Here is a 15,150-nt window from a genome sequence, read left to right on the forward strand (position 1 = left end):
AACCCGTTGTGGAAATTAGATGACTTATCCCCGCGCACGCGCCTGCCGGTAAGTGCCGAGCGGGCGGACATACTTGCAGTGGAATGCCAGTTCCTGGAGCGCCATGTCGATGCGCGGCTCTCCGGGGGCGCCCTCGATATCGGCATAGAACGTCGTCGCCGCGAAGCTGGCGCCGATCTGGTAGCTTTCCAGCTTGGTCATGTTGACGCCGTTGGTCGCGAATCCGCCGAGCGCCTTGTAGAGCGCGGCGGCGATGTTCTTCACTTCGAAGATGAAAGTGGTCATCGCCTTCTCTCCCTTCAGCGCGAAGGGATCGAGCGGTTCGCGGGCAAGCACGACGAAGCGCGTGGTGTTGTCCGCCGCGTCCTCGACGTTTTCCTCGACGATCTTGAGGTCGTAAAGTTCGGCGGCGAGCTTGGGCGCGATGGCGCAGGCGGCCATGTCGCCCTGTTCGCGCACGAAGGCGGCGGCACCTGCGGTATCGGCATAGGCCATCGGCACGATGCCCCGTTCACGCAAGTAACGGCGCGACTGGCCAAGGCCCTGCGGGTGGCTGTAGGCGGCCGAGAACGGTCCGTCGCCCAGCGCCATCAGCGCATGTTCGATTCTCATGAAATGCTCGCCGACGATCGACAGGCCGCTTTCGGGGAGCAGGAAGTGAATGTCCGCCACGCGGCCGTGCTGCGAGTTCTCGATCGGGATGATCGCCCGGTCCGCGCGCCCGTCCTTCACCGCATCGAGCGCGTCCTCGAATGAAAAACACGGCAGCGGCAGGCACTGGGGATCGTGTTCGAGCGCCGCCCGATGGGAGTTGCAGCCGGGCGCTCCCTGAAGCGCTACCGCGCGGGCGGGATCGGCCACGGCAGCCTCGGTCATGCGGGCGACAAGGTCGAGAGCGGGTTCGGGATAGGAATGCATAGCGCCCGCGCGATTAAGCCGCAAAGGCGATGTCCGCAATGGCTCTTGCACTAACCTGCTGGCAACTCTAGAGCCTGAGGCCAAAGAGGATGAGAAAAAACTCCACCCGTGGGGCAAGGGCAAACAACAAATGGATGATCGTTTCAACACCATTGCCGGCTGGGCTTTGTTCGCCGGTATCGTCGGTCTCGGTCTGACCAGCGTCAGCGCTCATTACTTCCGTGCGGACAAGCCGCATCGTCCCGAAACGATGGGTTATGCCATCGAAGGTGTGGAACAGGAAAGCGAAGCCGGCGGCGAAGCCCCTATCGCAACGCTCCTTGCCAGCGCCGATCCCGCCAAGGGACAGGCCACTTTTGCCAAGTGCGCCTCCTGCCACACGATCAACCAGGGCGGTGCCAACGGCATTGGTCCCAACCTTTATGGCGTGGTTGGCGAAGGCATCGGCCAGGGCGTGGCCGGGTTCGCCTTCTCCGATGCGCTTAAGGGCGTGGGCGGCAAGTGGGACTTCGACAAGCTGAACGAATGGCTGAAGAGCCCGAAGGCTTTCGCGCCCGGCACCAAGATGACGTTTGCAGGCCTGCCCAAGGGTGAAGACCGCGCCAACGTGATCGCCTATCTCAACGCGCAGGGTTCGAACCTGCCGCTGCCCGCAGCGCCCGCTGCCGGTGCGGCCCCGGCGGCCGATGCCGCCGCCGCTCCCGCGGAAGGTGCTGCGGCTCCGGCTGCCGAGGCAAGCGAAGCCCCCGCGCAGTAAGTCATTCCGGCTCAGGCCGGCAGAAAGCGGTCCGCGGGCGTCACCGAGTCGCCTTGCGGACCGTTTTCGTTATCTCGCGAGGCCCGCTTCGAAGCGATCGAGTTCCGCGCGGCCCCAGGCCCAGTCGCCAAGCGCGCTGGCGGCATTGATATGGCCGAGATCGCCTGCCTCCATCAGCGGACAGCTCCATTGGCCCGCCCTCAGCCGGGCATGTTCGAGCGTGCCGTAAGGATCGTTGGAACTGGCGATCAGCAGGCCGGGAAAACGCAGGGGCGCTTCCGGCGGATCGGCGAAACCGGCAGCCTCGGCGGGGAACGACGGGCCTTGCGGGTCCGGCAGCGCCACAAGGAAGGCGCCGCGCACGGTCAGGCTGGACCGGCGGCTCCAGTGCGCCACCAGCAGGCACGAGAGGCTGTGCGCAACCAGTACCGGAGGCTCCGCCGCGCGGGACACCGCGTGGTCGAGCGCTTCGATCCACTGGTCGAGGCGGGGCGCATCCCAGCTTTCCGGCGCAAAGCGGTGCATCCGGGAGTCTGCGCGCTCCCAGTGTGACTGCCAGTGCTCCGCGCCCGAACCGCCGATGCCGGGCAGGACCACGTAGCGCGTCATTCAGGCGTGTCCGCAGGCCCCTTGAAGCCCTTGGCGATCACGTACCACTCGGACGAACCCTTGCGGCTGGCGGGCGGCTTGGCATGCTTCACGCTGGTGAAGCGCTTTTTCAGGATGCCGAGCAGTTCGGTATCGGTGCCGCCCGCGAAGACCTTGGCAACGAACGTGCCGCCGGGCGCCAGATACTGGATCGCGAAGTCGGCGGCCGTCTCGACCAGGCCCATGGTGCGCAAGTGATCGGTCTGCTTGTGGCCCACGGTATTGGCGGCCATGTCCGAAAGCACGAGGTCGGGCGCGCCTTCCAGCGCGCCTTCCAGCGCGGCGGGGGCTTCGTCGGCCATGAAGTCCATCTCGAAGATGGTCACGCCCTCGATTGGGTCGGTAGGCAGCAGGTCGATGCCCACGACTTTGGCCTTGGGGCATTTCAGGCGCAGCACCTGGCTCCATCCGCCCGGCGCGATGCCCAGGTCGACCGCGCGGGTCACGCCCTTGAACAGGTCGAACTTCTCGTCGAGCTCCAGCAGCTTGTACGCGGCACGGCTGCGATAGCCGTCGGCCTTGGCCTGCTTGACGTAAGGATCGTTGATCTGGCGCGTGAGCCAGCGCGCAGAGCTGGTCGTGCGCTTCTTGGCGGTGCGAAGCCGCTCGTTGGGGTCGCGTCCGGAACGGCTCATGGCCGGTTCTCCAATTGGTGTGAGTGCCCGGCGGGAGCCAGGGTCTTGCTGGCCGAATGCGAAGCGATGAGGCTGCGCAGGATGCCTTCGCGGATACCGCGATCGGCCACCCCGAGGCGGGCGGCGGGCCAGAGGTCGAGAATCGATTCGAGGATCGCGCAACCGGCAACCACGAGATCGGCGCGCTCACGGCCGATGCAGTTCACCTCGCGCCGTTCCTCGATCGACATCGAGGAAAGCCGCGAGCTGATCTCGCGCATCGATTCGGCGGGAACGATCAGCCCGTCGACCATGCGGCGGTCATACTGCGGCAGTTCGAGGTGCAGGCTGGCGAGCGTGGTTACCGTGCCGCTGGTGCCGAGCAGGCGCAGCGGGCCGGTCTGCGCCGCGCCTTCGCGCGCCGGGGAGACGCGCTTGGCGAAGTCGGCGAAACTGTCGGACACGAGGCCATGCATGATCCGGTAGCGTTCCAGGCGCTCTTCCAGCGTGGTGCCTTCAGGGCCGCAGCTCTCGGTGAGCGAGACCACGCCCCAGGGCACCGATTGCCAATCGAGGATGCGGGGCACGGTCCCGGTGCTTTCGATCAGGACGAGTTCGGTGGAACCGCCGCCGATATCGAAAATCATCGCCGGGCCGAAACCTTCCTCCAGCAGGACGTGGCAGCCGAGCACGGCCAGCCGCGCTTCCTCGCGGGCGCTGATGATGTCGAGCGCGATGCCGGTTTCCTGCCGCACGCGTTCGATGAATTCCGGCCCGTTCTCCGCACGGCGGCAGGCTTCGGTGGCCACCGAACGGGCGAGATAGACGTTGCGCCGCATCAACTTGTCGGCGCAGACGCGCAATGCCGCCAGCGTGCGGTCCATCGCCGCTTCGGACAGTCGCCCGGACTGGGCCAGGCCTTCACCCAGCCGCACGACGCGGCTGAACGCGTCGATCACCGTGAAATTCTCGCCCGAAGGACGCGCGATCAGCAGCCGGCAGTTGTTGGTGCCGAGGTCGATCGCCGCATAGGATTGCCGGTACGGCGTCCGCAGCGATTGCCCCGGCGCGACCGGGGAGAAACGGGCGATGGCGGGTTTCGGATCGGCGGCGGCGGCCGGTTCGATCTGGAGTTCCGGTGCGGGGCTGGACGCGTTTCCGGCCGCCTTGGCGCGGGCAACGGGCGCGCGCCCGCTCTTGCCCCGGCGAGACGAGGATTTTCGCGAACCTTTCTGACGCGGACTTCCCGGCCGCGATTGCGACTGGCGGGGTGACGACTGCGCGTCGGAATTCGTTTCTTCGCGCGGCGCTCCGCCTGCCTCGGCGGCGCTGCCCGGAGGGCGCGCCTTGGCCGTGCCGGGTCCGGAGGAGCGTGACTTGCCCTTCCTCGCCTTGCGCCGCCTTCCCGGGCGGCCCGACACATCGACTCTTGCTGCCGGCGGATCTTGCTCCGCCATGATATGTAATCTCGTTCGAATAAATCTTACCGCCAGCGGCGGATACCTGACGCGATGCTAACGCCCCCCGGGCAAAGGGGCAACCCTGACTGCAAAAAGGTGGCTTGACGCGAATCACGACCCCGACTAGAGGGGCGCCTCCCGATGCCCCGTCGTCTAATGGTAAGACTACGGATTCTGATTCCGTCTATCGAGGTTCGAATCCTCGCGGGGCATCCAATTTTCCCTAAATCGCTGATTTTGCTGCCCGCCGGGTGATCCGGTGGCCGGTGCGCGATTGCGCGCGATGCCTGTGCGGTATCGTGCCGATGGCCCGGCGCAGCGTCTATTTCATCCATTCCCTGCGCCACACGCCGCGGCTGGCGCGGCGGGCTTCGGTTCCGCAGTGCTCGCACGTGCCGGTATAGTGCTGGCCGTCCCAGTGAACCTTGTCACGGGCGGGGCGATGGCGATTGAGTTTGCACAGGATGGCTTGCGGCAGCAGCGGGGGCATCGTGAATACTCACATAGGGGGAATGCTGAAAAAGTGGCGTTTGCATAATTGCAACGCAGCGCAGCGCACCCCTGCCTGTTCGTGCGAAGTTCTTGAAATACAGCCCTTTGGACTTCGCTGCAATGCGGAAATTGTGGCAAGAATCTGGCGGGTTTATTACAGGCGCGGTTGTGCGAATTTATCCGAAAGGGTGCGGAAGATTAAATGCACGACTTGATCGGTTTTGCTATCGACCGACGATCAACATGATGAAATTTCGCGACAATCTGAGCCCGTTGTGCATTTCGAGCGACGGAGCGTCCGTGCGGCCGGGTTTTTTCGCGCTCAAACGAAAAATGGGCGGCCCGTAACAAGGCAGGGCCGCCCGAAGTCGGGGAGAAGCGGTTCGCACCGCCCGCAAGGTGTGGGGTGGCGGTGCGCGACCGGCAGGGGTTCCATCGCCTCTGCGGCGCCGAATCGCATTGATCGCCGTCAAATGCGGAGCCTGCCCTTAAATTTAATTCGCGGCGGCCGTTCAGCGTCCGCATGGATTCCCGCCGCTTCAAGCCGACGCCGATCTTCCGCGAACGCCGGATCGGGCAATGCGCACACATCACGCTGGCCGATTCGGCGGGGCGCGCGATCGATATCATCGTGCGCGACGTATCCTCGCACGGGTTCAGTGCCGCTGCTGCAGGCGCGCCGCCGCCACGCAACGAGGTGGTGTGCGCGGTGATGGAGGACGGGCGGGAACTGTGGGGGCTGGTGCGCTGGACGGACGGAAACCTGTTCGGCGTCGAGTTTGATACGCGCGCCCGCGAATCCGTCACACCGCCGAACTGAAACGCCGCAGCGAATCCTTGCGATATGGGTCGAACCGCGCGGCGATCGAGCGGGCGTAGGGCAGGCCGCCGGGGAGGATCACCAGGTCATTGCCATCGGGCTCGCACAGGCTGGCGTCGAAATAGGGCAGCAGCAGCGGCCATGCCTCGCACTGAAGGTCTGCATCGATGCGCGACCGCCCCCGGCACAGCAGCGATTCGATGACGGCACTGCGCCTGCGATCCTCGGCGGTGCGGCGGATGCCGCGGTTGGCTGTTAGCCGCTCCTCGGAAAGCATCATGCGATAGCGACCGGTGTTCTTCTCGTTCTGGGCAAGGAGTCCCGGAAAACCGCTGATCGCCGAAGCGCCGAGGCCGAGCAGGACCGGCGCGCGGTCCTCGGTGAAGCCCTGGAAGTTGCGGCGCAGCTGCCCGGCAAGCGCGGCCTGCGCGATGGCGTCTCCCGGCAGGGCGAAGTGATCGAAACCGATGGGAACGTAGCCAGCCTCGACCAGTCTCGCATGGCCTCGTGCGGCCATCGTGAACCGAGCCTCGGCGTCAGGCAGGGCGCTTGCGTCGATCCGCCGCTGGCGAGGGATCAGGTGCGGGACGTGCGCGTAGCCGAACAGCGCGATTCGTTCCGCGCCGAGCGCCACCGTGCGCTCCAGCGAATCGTCGAGCTGCGCCATCGTCTGGCCGGGCAATCCGTACATCAGGTCGAAATTGAGCGAAAGGATACCGGCCCGGCGCAGCAGGGCGACCGTCTCCTCGATCATCCACGAGGGCTGGATGCGGCCGATCGCCTGCTGGAGGGGCGGCGCGAAAGTCTGCACGCCCAGGCTGGCGCGGCTGATGCCGACCGCGCCGATCACCGAGGCCCAGTCCGCCGTCATCGTGCGCGGGTCGAGTTCGATCGACATGACCGGGCGCGAGGCGGAGAACTGCAGGGTCAGGGCATCGACCAGCCGGACGAAGTCCACCGGCGAGATGCCGTTGGGGCTGCCGCCGCCGAAAGAGATGCGCGTGATGCGCGCGCTTGCCGGCAGCCGCTCCGCCATGAGGCCGATCTCGCGGTGAAGCGCATCGAGATAGCCCGAGACCCGATCGGTGCGGTTGGCGGCGCTGGTATTGCACCCGCAGTACCAGCAGATCTTCTCGCAGAAGGGGATGTGGACGTAGAGGGAAACGTCGCCGTCCACGCCTTCGAGTGCCTGCACCAGTTCGGGCGTGCCGACGCTCTCGTCGAATTCGGCGGCCGTCGGGAAGCTGGTGTAGCGGGGAACGGGGATCGCGAGCAGATCGGGGTGATAGGTCCACATGCACGCAGGATCGCGCAGCGCGCAGCGGCCGTCATTGCGATCGATCAACCGGAGGAAAATCGCGGAATTTCGCCGAATTTGCGCGCGATCAATTCCCTTGGCGATGGATGCGGCCACACGGTCGCTGCTGCCGCTCAAGAGGGGGGACCCGCACGGTGCGGCCCCGGCGGCGCAGGAAAGACCGATCATGCGTAGACTGACCATGCTGGCGGCGACTGCTTTCGCCGCCGCCACCGCGATCGCCACCCCGGCCATGGCCGGAAGCCCGGACGGCAAGTGGCAGGTCAAGGTGCTCGGCACCGCAGTGCTTCCCGATGGCAAGATCGACAAGATCAAGTCGATCGACACCGATACCACGCTGGGCGGCACGCTTGCCGCGCTGGATACGGTGGGCACCAGGGCGAACGACAATGTGGTGCCGACACTCGCTGTTGAATATTTCTTCAACCGCAACTTCTCGGTCGAGACGATCTGCTGCTTCACCCAGCATCACGTGAGCGGCACGGGCGACGTTGCCGGAGCGGGGCTGGTGGATCATGTGCTGATCCTGCCGGCCACGGTAACCGCCAAAGCGCATCTCGACACCGGCACCCCGTTCAAGCCCTATGTCGGCGCGGGTCCGGCATGGTTCTTCGTGTTCGACGAGAAGCCGGGAGAAACGGCCCGTGCGCTGGGGGTCGACAAGGTGAAGATGTCGAACAAGCTCGGTTTCGCGCTTCAGGGAGGCGTGGATATCGCGATCAACGACAAGGGGCTCGGCCTTTCGCTTGACGCCAAGAAATACTGGGTGAAGCCAACCGCGTCGTTCTACGAGGACGGGGACCTGGCGCTGAGGACCCGCCACGATCTCGACCCGTGGGTGCTGAGCGCAGGCGTATCCTATCGCTTTTGAGCAGGGCGCGCGGATGCGGAAGAAGGGGAGCTTCGGCTCCCCTTTTTTCGTGGGCACTTGACCTGTGCGAATGACTCCATAACATAGTATATAACGCGATATGGAGTTTATTGTGATCGACGCTATCGCCGACAAGGGCGGGATTCTTCTGGGCAGCCGGCTGAAGCGGCTGGCGGAGCGGCTTCAGGGCGATGCCGCGCAGATCATCCAGGCCACCGGCCTATCGGTGCAGCCTGCGCAGATTCCCCTGCTTACCGCGCTTGACGGCCGTGAACTGACCGTGGGGCAACTGGCCGAGGCCGTGGGATCGAGCCAGCCGGGCGTCACGCGCGCGATCGGCCAGCTCGCGGCGCTCGGGCTGGTGCAGGCGGTGCAGGGCAGCGATCTCAGGCAGCGCCATCTCTCGCTGACGCCGGAAGGCCGGGCGGTGATGGCGCGCGTGAAGATGCATGTCTGGCCGGGGGTTGGCCTTGCGGTGGATGAGATGAGCGGGGGTGAAACCGGACGATTGCTTGAACTGGTGGGCCGGATCGAGACCGCGCTCGACCAGTCCTCGATGGTGGAACGTTATGAACGGCTGAAGCCGGAGGTTCTGCGTATCCGTGAATTCAGCGATGATCTGGCGCGGGATTTCCACGATATCAACGCCGAGTGGATCGAGGCGATGTTCACGCTGGAACCGACGGATCGAGAGGTGCTGGAAAATCCGCGCGCCCGCATCGTCGAACAGGGCGGGACGATCCTCTTCGTGGAGGCACAGGGAATCGGGATCGTCGGAACCTGCGCCTTGCAGAAGACCGGGGATCGCGCCTTCGAACTGACCAAGATGGGCGTTCGCGCCTCTGCGCGGGGCCTGAAGGCGGGTGAGTTCCTGCTCTCGGCGATGATCGCGCGCGCGCGGGAGATGGGCGCCGAGCCGCTTTACCTGCTGACCAACAAGCGCTGCGAGGCTGCGATCCATCTCTACGAAAAGCTCGGCTTCCGGCACGATGCCGGGATCATGGCGCGATACGGCGCCCGATACGAGCGGTGCGACGTGGCCATGATACACATGGGTTGAGCCGTTCCGTCATCTGGCGTTCAGCTTGGCCAAGGCAGCTTCGGGCTTCGCGAAAGGGTCGAGTCACAGGAGTAATTCCCCCATGCGAACGATGAGAATGCCTTCGAGGAAGTATCTTTTCGGTGCCGCTGCGCTTGCCCTCCTCGGGGCGGGAGTGGCGGAGGCGGCCACGGCCGGGCTCCATACGATGAAGGTGGATGCGCCGGACGGCTCGGTGGTCCACGTCCGCTACACCGGCGATGTCGCCCCGCGGGTAGAGATCGTTCCCGCTGATGTCCGGGCAGCCTCCGCACGGCAGGACGGCGATATTCCTGCCATGGTCGATCCTTTCTCGCAGATGGAGCAGATTTCCGCGATCATGGATGCGCGGATGAACGCCATGATGCAGCAGGCCGCGCTCATGCAGCAACATGCCGTGCAGATGCAGCAGCAGGCGGTCGCCACCGGCAATGCCCAAGGCGCTCCGCGCCTCCTGACAGCGGGGGACACCCCCCAGGGCATGCATGTGACGTATTACTCCTCGTCTACCGACGGCAATGGCTGCACGCGCTCGGTTTCCTATAGCTCGGACGGTTCGGGCGCGGCTCCGCAGATGACGCAGGCGGCCTCCGACGGATGCGATGCTACCCGCCCCGGCGACCGCGCGATCCCCGCCAAGGCCGAGAAGCCGGTGGAACAGCAGCAGGATCTGCCGGGCAGAAAGGTCTGACACGAAACGGTTTCCCGGTCTTCGCGCACCCCCCCCTTTGCGAAGGCCGGATGAAGGAACGGCGCCGCGCCCCCCTGCGGCGCCGTTCCATTTATCCCGGTAGCCCGATCAGCGCGCGGCCCCTGAAGCCTTCCCGCGCCGAGCCCGTCACTTCCAGCGTCATCGCCTTGAGCCGCTCGGCGCCATTGTCGCCGAACACCATGTCGCGCGCGATGTCCCGCGATTGCGCCCAGGGGCGGACCGAACGCGTATAGGCAGGCTGCCGGTAAGCGGCATCGCACGCGTCGGCGGGCACCGCGAGCTGGGAGGTCAGCCGCGCGAACTTGCCGGTGGTGGCGACGTCCAGGCTTGCGAAGGCTTCGAAATGGATGTGCGGGAAGCGGCCCATGTAACAGCCGGGAACGATCGTGCTGAACCGCACCAGTCCATCGGCGTCCGCGACCTGGAGGCCGCGCAGCCAGGACCGTTCCGGCTGGTCGTAGAGCGAGTACTGCCCGGCAGGATCGCAGTGCCAGAGGTATACGGCATAGCCCGCCAGCGGCGCGCATCCCGTGTTGACGTCCACCAGCCGCAGCGTGAGTTCGAGCGGAACGCCCGCCACGTCGTGGCCGCCACCGATATCGCCGCGAATATCCTGCCGTCGCAGGCCTGACTGGCCGAGCACGTTGGAGATCGCCCCGCGCGCGCCGTTCGAACCGTCGGCGGGATAGGGGCCCTGCGTTTCGCGGGCGAAGGACACGCAGCGATTGCCGTCCGGCGCGGTGGCGGTGACGACGGGGCCGTTGTCCATGTGTGGAGGCGGTCCGCCGGGATGGCCGCCCGGACCGATGCTGCCCGGACCCATGCTGCCCAAGTCCCCCGGAGGCGGTCCGAACCGTCCGTCCGGCGGCGGAGGGCCGCCGGGGCCGTCCCAGCCTGCCGGGGATGCGCATCCGGCAAGCGCGGCTACCCCGCCTCCGATACCGACCATCGCGCCAAGCGAAAGCATTCGGCGGCGGTCGATGTTCATGCGCTCGATCCGCGTCAGGTCGGCGTGGAGGCCTTCCCGTTCCTGTCTGTCCATGCGTTCTTCTTCTGCTGGAAACCCATGTCGCACCATGGGCATTCCTAGCAGCGGGGCGCGCAGGAGCGCCGTCGCAAATTGTCGCGGATCGTAACCGGGTGGACGCCGGACGCCGGCGTCACTTCAGGGTTTCGAGGTAGTCTATGACTTCCTTGCGCTTTTCAGGGTTCGGCACGCCGATCACCATCTTCGTGCCCGGCACCATCTTCATCGGCCCTTGCAGCCAGGTGTCGAGTGACTGGCGATCCCAGGTCACGCCGGAATTCTTCAGGGCGGGGCTGAAGTTGTAGCCCGGAACGTCGCCCGCCCTGGTCCCGACGATGCCGAACAGCGAGGGGCCGACCCCGTTCTTGCCCGGCTCCACCGAATGGCACGAACGGCAGGTCGCGAAGGCCGCAGGAGGCTGGGATGTGGGCGCCGAGGCGGAAGCCGGGGCCGATGTAGAAGCCGGAACGGCAGCAGCCGGTGAAGTTTCTTCGGCCGGTTCCGCGGCCTTGCCCTGTTCGCCGCCCGAACCGCCGCAACCGCCCAGCATGGCAAGCGGCACCGCAAGGGGCAGCGCAAGGGCAAGGGGGAGGGCCCTGAACTTCATGCATTCTCTCCTGTGGGACGGCTCTTTTCAAGGTCATGGGTCTCGAATATTCTATTTTATAGCAATTCATCGAGACTTGAAGCGAATAGTGCTTTCGTCCCACAATTCCAGCGCCTATCGCCGGGCCGACAATGGCGACGCATCATCTTCCTTCGACTTTCCGGGCCGAACTGGCCGCTACCCTGCGCCTTGCGGGGCCGCTGGCGCTCGCCAACCTGCTGCAGATGGCGGTCTTCGCCACCGACGTGATCTTCGTGGCCCGTCTCGGCCAGCAATCGCTGGCGGCGTCCAGCCTTGCCATCGCCATCGTTGCGCTGATGATGATGGGGATCAACGGCGTGACCAGCGCCGTGGCGCCGCTGATCGCCGCCGAAATCGGCCGCCGCCGCCATGCCGTGCGCGAAGTGCGGCGCTCGGCACGCATGGCACTGTGGGTGGCGGCGATGTTCAGCCTTGGCGCCATCGCCCTTTCGCACCTCGGCGAACTGCTGATGACGGCGACCGGGCAGGACCCCGAAGTCTCCGTCCTGTCGGCGGCGTTCCTCAAGGTCGTGTCGCTCGCGGTATTGCCGATGACGATCGCCAACGTCCTGCGCACTTTCGTTTCGGCGCTCGGGCGGCCGATCTTCGCGACGATGATAACGGCCCTTGCGATCGCCGTGAACGCAGCAGGGAACTACGTGCTGGTGTTCGGCCATTTCGGCTTTCCCGCGCTGGGCCTGACGGGCTCGGCGATCGCCAGCATCACCACCGCCTGCGCGACGGTGCTGGCCTATGTCGTCGCCATCCGCGCCGATCGGCGGTTGCGGCGCTATCATGTGCTGGGACGGCTGTGGCGGCCCGAATGGCAGCGACTGCGCCAGATCCTCGCGCTCGGCCTGCCGATCGCGGCCACCCTCATCGCCGAGGGCGGCCTGTTCAGCGGCGCGGCCTTCCTGATGGGCCGCATCGGCGAGGCGCAACTGGCCGCGCATACCGTGGCGCTTCAGATCGCCGCCTTCGCGTTCCAGGTGCCGTTCGGCGTAGGGCAGGCGGCGACGATCCGGGTCGGCTATCATTACGGCGCAGGCAATCGCGGCGGCGTGGGCCGGGCGGGCTGGGCGGCGATCACCGTCGCGATGATCTTCATGGTCATCTCCGCCTCGACGATGCTGCTGGCGCCGCGATTCATCCTCTCGGCCTATGTCGACGTGACGGCGCCGCAGAACGCCGTCCTCGTGCACTTTGCGCTCGATTTCCTGTTCGTGGCGGCGATATTTCAGCTTACCGACGGCCTGCAGGCCGTGGCGGCAGGCGCGCTGCGCGGCATCCAGGATACCCGCGTGCCGATGGCGATCGCCCTGTTCGGATACTGGGCCGCAGGTTTCGCCACTTCGGCGGTGCTGGGCCTCTACACCGGGCTGGAAGGCGTGGGTGTGTGGATCGGTCTCGCAGTGGGGCTGACGGTGGCCGCGGTCCTGCTGCTGGCGCGCTGGCACTGGCGCGACGAGTTCCATCTCGACCGGGTGTAACCGTCTCGTCTCATCCCGCGCCCATACCGGGTGAGAATTTTTTGGAGGCGACCTGCTTGACGGCGCCTGCGGCGGGAACCATATCCACGCCCGTTGGCACTCTCCAACCTTGAGTGCCAATCCAGTTTCTTGCCCTTTTAGTTCGTAGGGAGAATCCCATGACTTTCCGCCCGCTGCACGACCGTGTTCTCGTGCGCCGCGTCGAGGCCGAAGAAAAGACGGCCGGTGGCATCATCATCCCCGACAGCGCCAAGGAAAAGCCGGCTGAAGGCGAAATCGTCGCCGTCGGCACCGGCGCCCGCGCCGAAAACGGCACCATCACTCCGCTCGACGTTGCCGTTGGCGACCGCGTGCTGTTCGGCAAGTGGTCCGGCACCGAAGTCAAGGTCGGCGGTGAAGACCTGCTGATCATGAAGGAATCGGACATCCTCGGCGTTATCGGCTGAGCATTCTGATTTTCTGCATTTTTACAGATTTTCTATAAGGAATTCAAAATGGCAGCCAAGGACGTAAAGTTCGGCCGCGACGCGCGTGAACGCATTCTCGCCGGCGTCGACACCCTCGCCAACGCCGTCAAGGTGACCCTGGGCCCCAAGGGCCGCAACGTCGTGATCGAGAAGAGCTTCGGCGCTCCCCGCATCACCAAGGACGGTGTTTCGGTCGCCAAGGAAATCGAACTCAAGGACAAGTTCGAGAACATGGGCGCGCAGATGCTGCGCGAAGTGGCCTCGAAGGCCAACGACAAAGCCGGTGACGGCACCACCACCGCGACCGTTCTCGCCCAGGCGATCGTTCGCGAAGGCATGAAGTCGGTTGCCGCCGGCATCAACCCGATGGACCTGAAGCGCGGCATCGACCTCGCCGTCCTCAAGGTTGTCGAGAACCTCAAGAGCCGTTCGACCGCGGTTGCCGGTTCTTCGGAAATCGCCCAGGTCGGCATCATCTCGGCCAACGGCGACGTCGAAGTCGGCGAAAAGATTGCCGAAGCGATGGAAAAGGTCGGCAAGGAAGGCGTCATCACCGTTGAAGAGGCCAAGGGTCTCGAATTCGAACTCGATGTCGTCGAAGGCATGCAGTTCGACCGCGGCTACCTGTCGCCCTACTTCGTCACCAACCCCGAGAAGATGACGGTCGAGCTCGAAAACCCGTACATCCTCATCCACGAAAAGAAGCTGTCGTCGCTCCAGGCGCTGCTTCCGATCCTGGAAGCCGTGGTGCAGTCGGGCCGTCCGCTCCTCATCATCGCCGAAGACATCGAGGGTGAGGCCCTGGCCACGCTCGTCGTCAACAAGCTGCGTGGCGGCCTGAAGATCGCTGCCGTCAAGGCACCGGGCTTCGGCGATCGCCGCAAGGCCATGCTGGGCGACATCTCGACCCTGACCGCCGGCGAAATGATCTCGGAAGACCTCGGCATCAAGCTTGAGAGCGTCACGCTCGGCATGCTTGGCCAGGCCAAGAAGGTCACCATCGACAAGGACAACACCGTCATCGTCGACGGCGCCGGTTCGCATGACGAAATCAAGGCCCGCGTCGAGCAGATCCGCGCCCAGATCGAAGTCACCACCAGCGACTACGACCGCGAGAAGCTCCAGGAGCGTCTGGCCAAGCTTGCTGGCGGCGTGGCCGTCATCAAGGTCGGCGGCGCCACCGAAGTCGAAGTGAAGGAACGCAAGGACCGCGTCGACGACGCTCTCCACGCGACCCGCGCTGCGGTTGAAGAAGGCATCGTCCCCGGCGGCGGCACCGCGCTGCTTTACGCAACGCGCGCTCTCGACGGCCTGACCGGCGCCAACGAAGACCAGACCCGCGGCGTGGACATCGTCCGCAAGGCGATTTCGGCTCCGGTCAAGCAGATCGCTGAAAACGCCGGCAGCGACGGCGCCGTCGTCGCAGGCAAGCTGCTCGACCAGTCGGACGAAGGCATCGGCTTCAACGCCGCCACCGACGTCTACGAAAACCTGAAGGCCGCCGGCGTCATCGACCCGACCAAGGTCGTTCGCACCGCGCTGCAGGATGCGGCTTCGGTCGCCGGCCTGCTGATCACCACCGAAGCGGCGATCAGCGACAAGCCGGAAGACAAGGCCTCCATGCCGGCAATGCCCGACATGGGCGGCATGGGCGGCATGGGCGGCTTCTAAAGCGCTCACGTCACCGACGCGAATTGGGGCCGGAAGGAGCGATCCTTCCGGCCCTTTTTCGTTTTGCGATTCAAAACGGATGGATTCGTTCATCTGAGCGACAGGATTTTACGATTCCAAGCAATTGCCCGCATGGGTCATGCATTTCGTCGCGCGAGGCTGGCGTTTTATCTCGTTCG

At 65.4% G+C, this 15,150-nt stretch carries 15 protein-coding genes and 1 tRNA gene; 9 read left to right on the forward strand and 7 right to left on the reverse strand.

Going from position 1 to position 15,150, the window contains the following annotated elements:
- Window positions 1-24: 24 nt before the first annotated feature.
- Complete coding sequence (locus tag U9J33_RS02795; protein WP_054441021.1) at window positions 25-918, reverse strand: prephenate dehydratase; 894 nt, start codon at window positions 916-918, stop codon at window positions 25-27.
- Between the two features lie 130 nt (window positions 919-1,048).
- Here U9J33_RS02795 and U9J33_RS02800 point away from each other — a divergent pair, with 130 nt between their 5' ends.
- Complete coding sequence (locus U9J33_RS02800) at window positions 1,049-1,675, forward strand: c-type cytochrome (protein WP_132469377.1); 627 nt, start codon at window positions 1,049-1,051, stop codon at window positions 1,673-1,675.
- 69 nt (window positions 1,676-1,744) lie between these two features.
- On the opposite strand, the gene U9J33_RS02805 is transcribed toward U9J33_RS02800, so the two are convergent.
- Genes U9J33_RS02805 through U9J33_RS02815 form a run of 3 tightly spaced genes read right to left on the reverse strand, consistent with a single transcriptional unit; the run spans window position 1,745 to window position 4,394 of the window.
- Complete coding sequence (locus tag U9J33_RS02805) at window positions 1,745-2,284, reverse strand: RBBP9/YdeN family alpha/beta hydrolase (protein ID WP_054441018.1); 540 nt, start codon at window positions 2,282-2,284, stop codon at window positions 1,745-1,747.
- A complete protein-coding gene (locus U9J33_RS02810) occupies window positions 2,281-2,958 on the reverse strand; it encodes an RlmE family RNA methyltransferase (protein ID WP_054441016.1) in 678 nt (225 codons plus the stop codon). The genes U9J33_RS02805 and U9J33_RS02810 overlap by 4 nt, the downstream gene beginning before the upstream one ends.
- Window positions 2,955-4,394 carry a Ppx/GppA family phosphatase gene (locus tag U9J33_RS02815; protein ID WP_324697718.1) on the reverse strand — a complete coding sequence of 480 codons (1,440 nt, stop codon included), beginning with the start codon at window positions 4,392-4,394 and terminating at the stop codon, window positions 2,955-2,957. The genes U9J33_RS02810 and U9J33_RS02815 overlap by 4 nt, the downstream gene beginning before the upstream one ends.
- Before the next feature lie 145 nt (window positions 4,395-4,539).
- Here U9J33_RS02815 and U9J33_RS02820 point away from each other — a divergent pair.
- Both U9J33_RS02820 and U9J33_RS02825 read left to right on the forward strand, forming a co-directional pair.
- Window positions 4,540-4,613: transfer RNA gene (locus tag U9J33_RS02820), tRNA-Gln, on the forward strand.
- Window positions 4,614-5,412: 799 nt separating this feature from the next.
- Window positions 5,413-5,709, forward strand: coding sequence for a hypothetical protein (locus tag U9J33_RS02825; RefSeq protein WP_054440931.1), 297 nt, complete (start codon window positions 5,413-5,415; stop codon window positions 5,707-5,709).
- Here U9J33_RS02825 and hemN read toward each other — a convergent pair.
- Complete coding sequence (gene hemN, locus U9J33_RS02830) at window positions 5,693-7,006, reverse strand: oxygen-independent coproporphyrinogen III oxidase (protein ID WP_324698995.1); 1,314 nt, start codon at window positions 7,004-7,006, stop codon at window positions 5,693-5,695. The genes U9J33_RS02825 and hemN overlap by 17 nt on opposite strands.
- Window positions 7,007-7,193: 187 nt before the next feature.
- On the opposite strand from hemN, the gene U9J33_RS02835 reads away from it, so the two are divergent.
- The 3 genes from U9J33_RS02835 (at window position 7,194) to U9J33_RS02845 (ending at window position 9,667) form a co-directional block, all read left to right on the forward strand.
- Window positions 7,194-7,898 carry an OmpW/AlkL family protein gene (locus U9J33_RS02835; protein ID WP_324697721.1) on the forward strand — a complete coding sequence of 235 codons (705 nt, stop codon included), beginning with the start codon at window positions 7,194-7,196 and terminating at the stop codon, window positions 7,896-7,898.
- Between the two features lie 112 nt (window positions 7,899-8,010).
- Window positions 8,011-8,958, forward strand: a complete 948-nt coding sequence (locus U9J33_RS02840; RefSeq protein ID WP_292636383.1) for a bifunctional helix-turn-helix transcriptional regulator/GNAT family N-acetyltransferase — start codon at window positions 8,011-8,013, stop codon at window positions 8,956-8,958.
- 82 nt (window positions 8,959-9,040) lie between these two features.
- Window positions 9,041-9,667 carry a hypothetical protein gene (locus U9J33_RS02845; RefSeq protein WP_324697724.1) on the forward strand — a complete coding sequence of 209 codons (627 nt, stop codon included), beginning with the start codon at window positions 9,041-9,043 and terminating at the stop codon, window positions 9,665-9,667.
- A 91-nt stretch (window positions 9,668-9,758) separates the two neighbouring features.
- On the opposite strand, the gene U9J33_RS02850 is transcribed toward U9J33_RS02845, so the two are convergent.
- Both U9J33_RS02850 and U9J33_RS02855 read right to left on the reverse strand, forming a co-directional pair.
- Window positions 9,759-10,730 (reverse strand): intradiol ring-cleavage dioxygenase, encoded by a 972-nt coding sequence (locus U9J33_RS02850; protein WP_324697726.1) that lies wholly within the window; start codon window positions 10,728-10,730, stop codon window positions 9,759-9,761.
- Between the two features lie 118 nt (window positions 10,731-10,848).
- Entirely contained in the window at window positions 10,849-11,322 is a 474-nt protein-coding gene (locus U9J33_RS02855) for a c-type cytochrome (RefSeq protein WP_054440927.1), read from the reverse strand.
- A gap of 131 nt (window positions 11,323-11,453) precedes the next feature.
- On the opposite strand from U9J33_RS02855, the gene U9J33_RS02860 reads away from it, so the two are divergent.
- The 3 genes from U9J33_RS02860 (at window position 11,454) to groL (ending at window position 14,971) form a co-directional block, all read left to right on the forward strand.
- Window positions 11,454-12,833 (forward strand): MATE family efflux transporter, encoded by a 1,380-nt coding sequence (locus tag U9J33_RS02860; RefSeq protein WP_054440925.1) that lies wholly within the window; start codon window positions 11,454-11,456, stop codon window positions 12,831-12,833.
- Window positions 12,834-12,991: 158 nt separating this feature from the next.
- Entirely contained in the window at window positions 12,992-13,279 is a 288-nt protein-coding gene (groES, locus tag U9J33_RS02865) for a co-chaperone GroES (RefSeq protein ID WP_054440923.1), read from the forward strand.
- A gap of 48 nt (window positions 13,280-13,327) precedes the next feature.
- Window positions 13,328-14,971 carry a chaperonin GroEL gene (gene groL, locus U9J33_RS02870; RefSeq protein ID WP_054440921.1) on the forward strand — a complete coding sequence of 548 codons (1,644 nt, stop codon included), beginning with the start codon at window positions 13,328-13,330 and terminating at the stop codon, window positions 14,969-14,971.
- Window positions 14,972-15,150: the final 179 nt, after the last annotated feature.

Source organism: Novosphingobium sp. RL4 (genome assembly GCF_035658495.1).
In the GTDB taxonomy this organism is placed as follows: Bacteria; Pseudomonadota; Alphaproteobacteria; order Sphingomonadales; family Sphingomonadaceae; genus Novosphingobium.

Excerpts from the sequence above, each read along its gene's own strand:
- U9J33_RS02800 (WP_132469377.1), top strand. The coding sequence starts at position 1,049 with ATGGATGATCGTTTCAACACCATTGCCGGCTGGGCTTTGTTCGCCGGT.
- hemN (WP_324698995.1), bottom strand. The coding sequence starts at position 7,006 with ATGTGGACCTATCACCCCGATCTGCTCGCGATCCCCGTTCCCCGCTAC.
- U9J33_RS02850 (WP_324697726.1), bottom strand. The coding sequence starts at position 10,730 with ATGGACAGACAGGAACGGGAAGGCCTCCACGCCGACCTGACGCGGATC.
- U9J33_RS02810 (WP_054441016.1), bottom strand. The coding sequence starts at position 2,958 with ATGAGCCGTTCCGGACGCGACCCCAACGAGCGGCTTCGCACCGCCAAG.
- groES (WP_054440923.1), top strand. The coding sequence starts at position 12,992 with ATGACTTTCCGCCCGCTGCACGACCGTGTTCTCGTGCGCCGCGTCGAG.
- U9J33_RS02855 (WP_054440927.1), bottom strand. The coding sequence starts at position 11,322 with ATGAAGTTCAGGGCCCTCCCCCTTGCCCTTGCGCTGCCCCTTGCGGTG.
- U9J33_RS02825 (WP_054440931.1), top strand. The coding sequence starts at position 5,413 with ATGGATTCCCGCCGCTTCAAGCCGACGCCGATCTTCCGCGAACGCCGG.
- groL (WP_054440921.1), top strand. The coding sequence starts at position 13,328 with ATGGCAGCCAAGGACGTAAAGTTCGGCCGCGACGCGCGTGAACGCATT.
- U9J33_RS02845 (WP_324697724.1), top strand. The coding sequence starts at position 9,041 with ATGCGAACGATGAGAATGCCTTCGAGGAAGTATCTTTTCGGTGCCGCT.
- U9J33_RS02815 (WP_324697718.1), bottom strand. The coding sequence starts at position 4,394 with ATGGCGGAGCAAGATCCGCCGGCAGCAAGAGTCGATGTGTCGGGCCGC.
- U9J33_RS02860 (WP_054440925.1), top strand. The coding sequence starts at position 11,454 with ATGGCGACGCATCATCTTCCTTCGACTTTCCGGGCCGAACTGGCCGCT.
- U9J33_RS02835 (WP_324697721.1), top strand. The coding sequence starts at position 7,194 with ATGCGTAGACTGACCATGCTGGCGGCGACTGCTTTCGCCGCCGCCACC.
- U9J33_RS02805 (WP_054441018.1), bottom strand. The coding sequence starts at position 2,284 with ATGACGCGCTACGTGGTCCTGCCCGGCATCGGCGGTTCGGGCGCGGAG.
- U9J33_RS02795 (WP_054441021.1), bottom strand. The coding sequence starts at position 918 with ATGCATTCCTATCCCGAACCCGCTCTCGACCTTGTCGCCCGCATGACC.